This is a genomic window from Rhizobium giardinii bv. giardinii H152, from assembly GCF_000379605.1.
In the GTDB taxonomy this organism is placed as follows: domain Bacteria; phylum Pseudomonadota; class Alphaproteobacteria; order Rhizobiales; family Rhizobiaceae; genus Pararhizobium; species Pararhizobium giardinii.
In genome coordinates this window covers 1-6102 of sequence record NZ_KB902703.1, presented here as the reverse complement: position 1 = coordinate 6102, position 6102 = coordinate 1, and the positions used below count along the sequence as shown (strand labels likewise).

4 protein-coding genes and 3 pseudogenes are annotated in these 6102 nt (G+C 58.8%); 3 read left to right on the top strand and 4 right to left on the bottom strand.

The features are described from left to right. Positions 1-241: 241 nt before the first annotated feature. Positions 242-525: pseudogene (locus A3AY_RS40770) on the top strand (YqaA family protein); the annotation flags it as partial. A 74-nt stretch (positions 526-599) separates the two neighbouring features. Here the strand turns inward: A3AY_RS40770 and A3AY_RS0126485 are convergent. Further along, positions 600-1190, bottom strand: a complete 591-nt coding sequence (locus A3AY_RS0126485; protein WP_018328708.1) for a 3'-5' exonuclease — start codon at positions 1188-1190, stop codon at positions 600-602. A gap of 581 nt (positions 1191-1771) precedes the next feature. Here A3AY_RS0126485 and A3AY_RS0126480 point away from each other — a divergent pair. Beyond that, on the top strand, positions 1772-2299 hold the full coding sequence (locus A3AY_RS0126480; RefSeq protein WP_026203852.1) for a cytochrome c: 528 nt from the start codon (positions 1772-1774) through the stop codon (positions 2297-2299). A gap of 563 nt (positions 2300-2862) precedes the next feature. Next, positions 2863-4266 carry an aminotransferase-like domain-containing protein gene (locus A3AY_RS0126475; RefSeq protein ID WP_018328706.1) on the top strand — a complete coding sequence of 468 codons (1404 nt, stop codon included), beginning with the start codon at positions 2863-2865 and terminating at the stop codon, positions 4264-4266. Positions 4267-4308: 42 nt separating this feature from the next. Here the strand turns inward: A3AY_RS0126475 and A3AY_RS36180 are convergent. The 3 genes and pseudogenes from A3AY_RS36180 to A3AY_RS0126460 all read right to left on the bottom strand — a co-directional run. After that, positions 4309-4617 (bottom strand): annotated as a pseudogene (locus A3AY_RS36180) (DUF983 domain-containing protein); the annotation flags it as partial. Between the two features lie 121 nt (positions 4618-4738). Beyond that, the gene (istB, locus tag A3AY_RS0126465; protein WP_018328704.1) at positions 4739-5473 is read right to left on the bottom strand and encodes an IS21-like element helper ATPase IstB; all 735 of its coding nucleotides are present in this window, start codon (positions 5471-5473) and stop codon (positions 4739-4741) included. A gap of 5 nt (positions 5474-5478) precedes the next feature. Further along, positions 5479-6102 (bottom strand): annotated as a pseudogene (locus A3AY_RS0126460) (Mu transposase domain-containing protein); the annotation flags it as partial.

Genomic DNA, 6102 nt, shown 5'->3' with positions numbered 1-6102 from the left:
ACCAGCATTTTTGCCAATGTGATTCGATACATACCCATGTCCCGAGGACTACCATCAGCCCGGAAGTTGTCAATTGCGAGCTTCATCTAGCCGATGATTCGCGTCGTTTATGTGGCGCTGCACAAGGAACCATGCCACCGATGGATCATGAAGAAACCTTGTAGAGCTTCCAACGATGGCAGGGTCAACAGGGTCCTAAGAGGGAGTGTGGAATTTATGGGAGATATGCGGGTTATATTCAGTGAGTAGCTTAACGGCCTATATCGGGCTTTTCCTGGTCGCCTTCGGCGCGGCGACGATTTTGCCATTTCAGTCCGAACCGGTGCTCATCGGCTTGCTCCTTTCCGGCAAATTCTCCGTGCTGGGACTGCTTATCGTTGCAAGTGTCGGGAACGTTCTGGGAGCAGTGTGCAACTGGTTTCTCGGCCGGTTCATTGATCTATTTCAGGACAGGGCCCTCCGCTGGAAAGGGCCAGTGGCTGGTACCGGCGGTACGGCCGATGGTCGTTGCTGTTGTCCTGGATGTTCGCCGGTTCGCCGGAACGTTTCGAAGGCTTCGGAACTAGAATGCGCCAGCCGTCTTCGGGCTGACGACTTCATCATTTCTTTCTGCAAGTGCAGGCGTCGTAGCCGCCGGCAAACAGCCGGCCGACCCTCATGCCAATCATGACCGGAATGTCGCGGACATGCGAAACGCGCAGAGCCCGGGCAACCGCAATCGCCGCCTCGGCACAGACTGCCGCGTCTTCTGCGGCATTGTGATGCTTGAAGGTCAGGCCGAGATGGCCGGCCAGGATATTGAGCTTGTGCGATCCGAGATGCGGCCAGACCTTTTGCGCCATCTTCACCGAGCAGAGATAGGAGAGTTCCGGGTAGCCCCGCCGATAGAGATCGAGACAGGAGCGCCATACGCTGAAATCGAAGGCGGCATTGTGGGCGATCATGGTCGCGCCGCGAAAATCGTCGGCGAACTCGTCCATCACCTCTGGAAACTCGCTGGCATCCTCCACATCCTCCGGCCGAATGCCATGAATAGCGATGTTGAAGGATGAAAAGCGCATGTCCTTCGGGCGGATCAGTCGCTCTTCGACCCGTATGACCCGGCCATCCTCGATCCAGGCCAGACCCACGGAACAGGCGCTGCCACGCTGCTCATTGGCGGTTTCGAAATCGATGGCAATGGTCTTCAAGGAGATTTCCCGGCGTGTCCTGCCCATCTTCTAGCGTTGAACGAATGATTCGCAAAGATAAGCTCCGGAGCGGATAATCGCAGTAATGATCGAAATGCACAGGCGCTGCGGTGTGATGGTTCGCTCGTTAGACATGTCATCCTCCTGAGGGCAGCAGAACATCCGGTCTTCGGGCTAGGCCCGCTGCGGAACCTTCGCGACGTCTCACAGCGCGGTAAGCCAGATCTCGATTTCGTCACCCTCGGTTAGCCAAAACTGATGGATCGGCTCACTCCGCGATCGTGTTGGCGACGCCCGCTTAGTCCGCACGGCCATCATTCGTACTGGTCGGAGCGGCGACCGCTCTTCACCCTTCCACGACGGACTGGAGACGGGAAGATCGACCCAACGTTCGAACCGCGTGAAGGATGCTAAGAACGCCATCGATGCCCGCCCTGTGTTGTGCAGGGTCTTCGCTCACTGCCGGCGCTTAGCGTCCATTTTTCCCGCAATTTTCGATAATTCAAAATGGCTAATATATAGAGCGCGTTCATCGTGATACTCTGTTCGCTTTCAGGAGCTTCTGTATCACGGAGAATAAGATGTTTCGATTGAGCGCTCGGTTCGCATTATTGGCCGCCTCTGCATTGGGGCTACAGTCGAGCATGGCAGCTGCCGACGATACGCAGACTTCGCGCGGTGAATATCTCGTCACGATCGGCGGCTGCAACGACTGCCACACACCGGGATATTTCCTCGGAAAACCGGACACCTCGCGATTTCTGGGTGGATCGGATGTCGGTTTCGAGATCCCGGGGCAGGGTGTTTTCGTCGGCCGCAACATTACCCCTGACAAAGAGACCGGTATCGGCAGCTGGACCAGGGAACAGATTGTGACTGCGCTTCAGACCGGGCAGCGGCCGGATGGCCGCGTCCTGGCGCCAATCATGCCGTGGCATGCATTCGCGCAGCTCACTGAAGAAGACGTAACATCAATTGCAATTTTCCTTCAAAGCCTGAAACCGGTGAGCAACCAGGTCCCTGGACCTTTCAAGCCCGGGGAGAAGGTTTCAACCTTTATGTTCCGGATCTTGCCGCCGGGTGAAACCGCAGCTAGCGTGCCAAACTAGAAGGTTAGGCCTGCAGCGAGGACGTGATTAAAGCTGGCAGCCTACCGGGACTGGGAGAATTTGCATCTGGCTGTTCGACGACGAGAACGAGGCATGGATCCAGTTCAAGTCGGCAGGCCAATGCCAGCGCTTATCTCCATCCACGGCTCGATCGCCAACCTCTAAGTTCGAGCGAATTGTGAACATTTTGCGGCCGGAGGACCTTCCGGGAGTTCGCACGTGTCTGTCCGGCCCTGTATTCTTCACCAGGGCAGGTATGCCAGTTCCGGAGCGTCGGAATCGCATCTCCTCGGCCACGATGCTTGCGAACCAGGGCCACGACAGCGAGAAAAGCAATTTGGCGTTCAATGGTGGAGGTTGGTTGATGTGCCGCGCTAATCTCAGGGCAAATCATTCTCAAACCCCTCAGCGCTCCGATCAACTTTGAGTGCAGTCAATAGCCACTCATTCGGCTCGGTCGGATCGAAAAAAATCGATGCTGTTCCCCTTGGAGACGTGCTTTTTTGCGTGACAGGCGCGGAATGCAACAATATACAGTCAATATTCAACATCGATGAGTTTTCATGAAGACCTGGATTCCCGACCTCTCCCGCAGCAACGGTCCCCGCTATATGGCGATCGCCGACGTCATAGAGATGGATCTAAAAAGCGGAAAGCTGCTGGTGGGCGACAGATTGCCGCCGCAGAGAGAACTTGCGAAACGGCTGGCGATCGATTTCACTACCGTTGCGCGCGGTTATGTCGAGGCCCAGAAGCGCGGCCTTGTCGCGACCCATGTCGGACGCGGAACCTTCGTCACCGGCGGGACGGAAAAAGAGCCGCGCGGCTTCGTGTCCAGTGCCGCCGTGGATTCCCGACGCGCATCCGTCGTGGATTTTTCCATGAACATGCCGCCGGAGCCGGAGGATCCCGATCTTCTGGCGCGCATGCAGGAAGGGCTTTCGGCTGTCGCCACCAATATGATCCCGCTTCTGCGATATCAGGGGTTCGGCGGCGCCGGGATGGACAAGGAAGCGGCGGCCTCCTGGCTCAGCCGTCGCGGCCTATTTCCCTCCCAGGAGCGCATCTTCGTGACGCCAGGAGCCCATCCCGCACTTCTGGCCATTTTCGGGCTTCTGGCAAGGCCCGGCGAAATGGTGCTCTCGGAGAACATCACCTACCCCGGAATGCGGTCAATTGCGGCCCAGCTCCGCCTCAATCTGGCCGGTCTGCCGATGGACGAGGAAGGGATTATTCCCGCCGCTTTTGCCGATGTCTGCAAGGCAGCCAAGCCAAAGGCGCTGTATCTCAATCCCACGCTGCAGAACCCGATGACCCTCACCATACCGCAGAAGCGGCGGGAGGAAATCTGCGCCGTGGCACGCAAATATCATGTACCGATTGTCGAGGATGATGCTTACGGGTTTATACCGCTCCACAGTCCGGCGCCGCTGGCCGCAATGGCGCCGGATCTCACCTGGCACATTGGCGGATTGGCGAAGTGCATTGGCGCGGGCCTGCGGCTTGCCTATGTCGTCGTGCCCGACACCAGGGCGGCGTGGCCCTTCGTAAGCGCCATGCGCGCCGCGAACGTCATGGCCTCGCCAATTTCGGCTGCTCTTGCGACGCGCTGGATCGAGGACGGGACGGCTGACAGCATTCTCCGTTTCATCCGGACCGAGGCGGCCGGGCGCCAAGCCCTTGTCGCCGAAGTGCTGCCGCCGGGAAGCTACAGGAGCGATCCGATCAGTTTCAACATATGGCTTCCCCTGACGAACGGATGGACACGCTCGACTTTCGGCACCCAGATGCGCGCATCCGGCATCGGTGTTGTCGCAAGTGACGCTTTTACCGTCGACGGTCCGGCCGAGGAAGCGGTGCGCGTGTGTCTCGGAGGTCCGATCCGCCGCGAAACCCTCAAGGGCGCGCTGGAGTTCATGGGCCATTCGCTAGAGGGTTCGCCGGAAATGGCAGGCACTTTCTTCTAACGTCAAGCCGCGAGCTCCGATTTCGAGGCGCTACGAAGGGCGTCAGCAGTCGGTGGAATGCAGCGGTGCGACTGGTTGCTGCTCCACTGTGGCGCTTGTGGCTGCGGGTCTGACATAGTCACGGTCGATCTTTCCCTCCTCTGCCTTGTAGAAATACTGGCTGTTCACAAGCCAGCCCTTCAAGGGCCGTAGGGGCAGGAGGCATGCCAGCATCAGGAGCGGGAAAGACGTAAACAGATGCACCCAGAGCGGTGGTTCATAGGTGACCTCGATCCAGCACGCTACAGCAATCGCAGGGACGCAGGTAAAGCAGATCACGAAGAAGGCAGGGCTGTCAATCGGCGTCCAAAATTCACCCCTTATCGGCATCCAATTTTGACCCCCCTGGTGGTGTAGATCAGCGCTTGGCCTGCCCGGCGCTGGCCGGGGTTGCAGAGGGTAGGCCAAGTGCGGGTGATGATCGTCTTCGGCTTTAGCTTTGAGAGCGGTTCTTGAAGCGCCAGGACTCGTTTCCGGTTTCGACAATCTCGCAATGATGGGTCAGACGGTCCAGAAGTGCTGTCGTCATTTTGGCGTCCCCGAACACTGATGGCCATTCGCCGAACGCCAGGTTCGTGGTGACGATGATCGACGTGCGCTCGTAGAGCCTGCTGATCAGATGGAACAGGAGTTGGCCGCCGGCCTGGGCAAATGGCAGATAGCCGAGTTCATCCAGTATGATGAAGTCGAGACGGTTGAGGTAGTCGGCCGTCCGCCCCTGCTTGCCGTTGCGCGTTTCCGTTTCCAACCGATTGACCAGATCGACGACGTTGAAGAAGCGCCCGCGTGTTCCGTTGCGGATCAGTGCACGGGCAATCGCGATGGCGAGATGGCTCTTTCCGGTTCCCGTGCCGCCGACGAGGACGACGTTACGCTGATCGGCGACGAAGGTGCCGGTAGCCAGCTCCCGCACCAGGGATTCATTGACCGGCGTATCGGTGAAGTCGAAATCGTCGATGTCCTTGGCGAGGGGCAGCTTGGCGATGCTGAGTTGGTAGCGAATGGAGCGGGCCTGCTTCTCGGCGATCTCCGACTGCAAGAGATCACCGACGATGCGCGGCGGTTCGTGCTGCCGTTTGATGCCGTTGCCCATGACCTCGTCGTAAGCGCTGCGCATTCCATAGAGCTTCAGCGTGCTCATCAGTTCGAGAACCTGTGTGCGTTCCATCAGCTTGCCCTCCTGAGGCTGTCATAGCGTGCGCAGTCGGCGACCGGTTCATGGGTCAGCCGCAGCGCATCCGGGGTTTGCAGGGTTGCGGCCGGAGCCGGATCACGGCTGCGGGCCAGAATGTTGATAATCACCGAGGCCGAGCAGACGCCGTGATCCAAAGCCTCCTGGCAGGCAGCATCGACAGCCGCCAGACCGTCGGTGGGAACACAGCCGAGGATGGTGACCATTTGCCGATCACCATCATGGACGCTCTTCAGCCGNCGGCGCACCTTCTCCATNGCNGCNGGNANNACCCANTCNCGGAACGGCGCACCNTTGCGCAAAGCNCCAGGTTTNCGAGCCAGAACAGGGACATAATGCCAGGGATCATAGACCGTCTCGCCACGGCCAAAGCAACGAGAATGCTCACCGACATTCACGCCATCCTGCCGGATCACGATCTTCTCGGCATAGGCATGAACCTCAACAGGGCGGCCGACAGCCGTTGAGAGGACAGAGTATTTGTTGTTGTCGAAGCGGACNGTGCAGGTCTTCGACACCGAGGCCGGGACACAGTGGAAACCATCGAACGGGCCGACGTAATGCACGAGGCTGCCGCGCTCCTCCTCGAACATCTGCCAGATCAT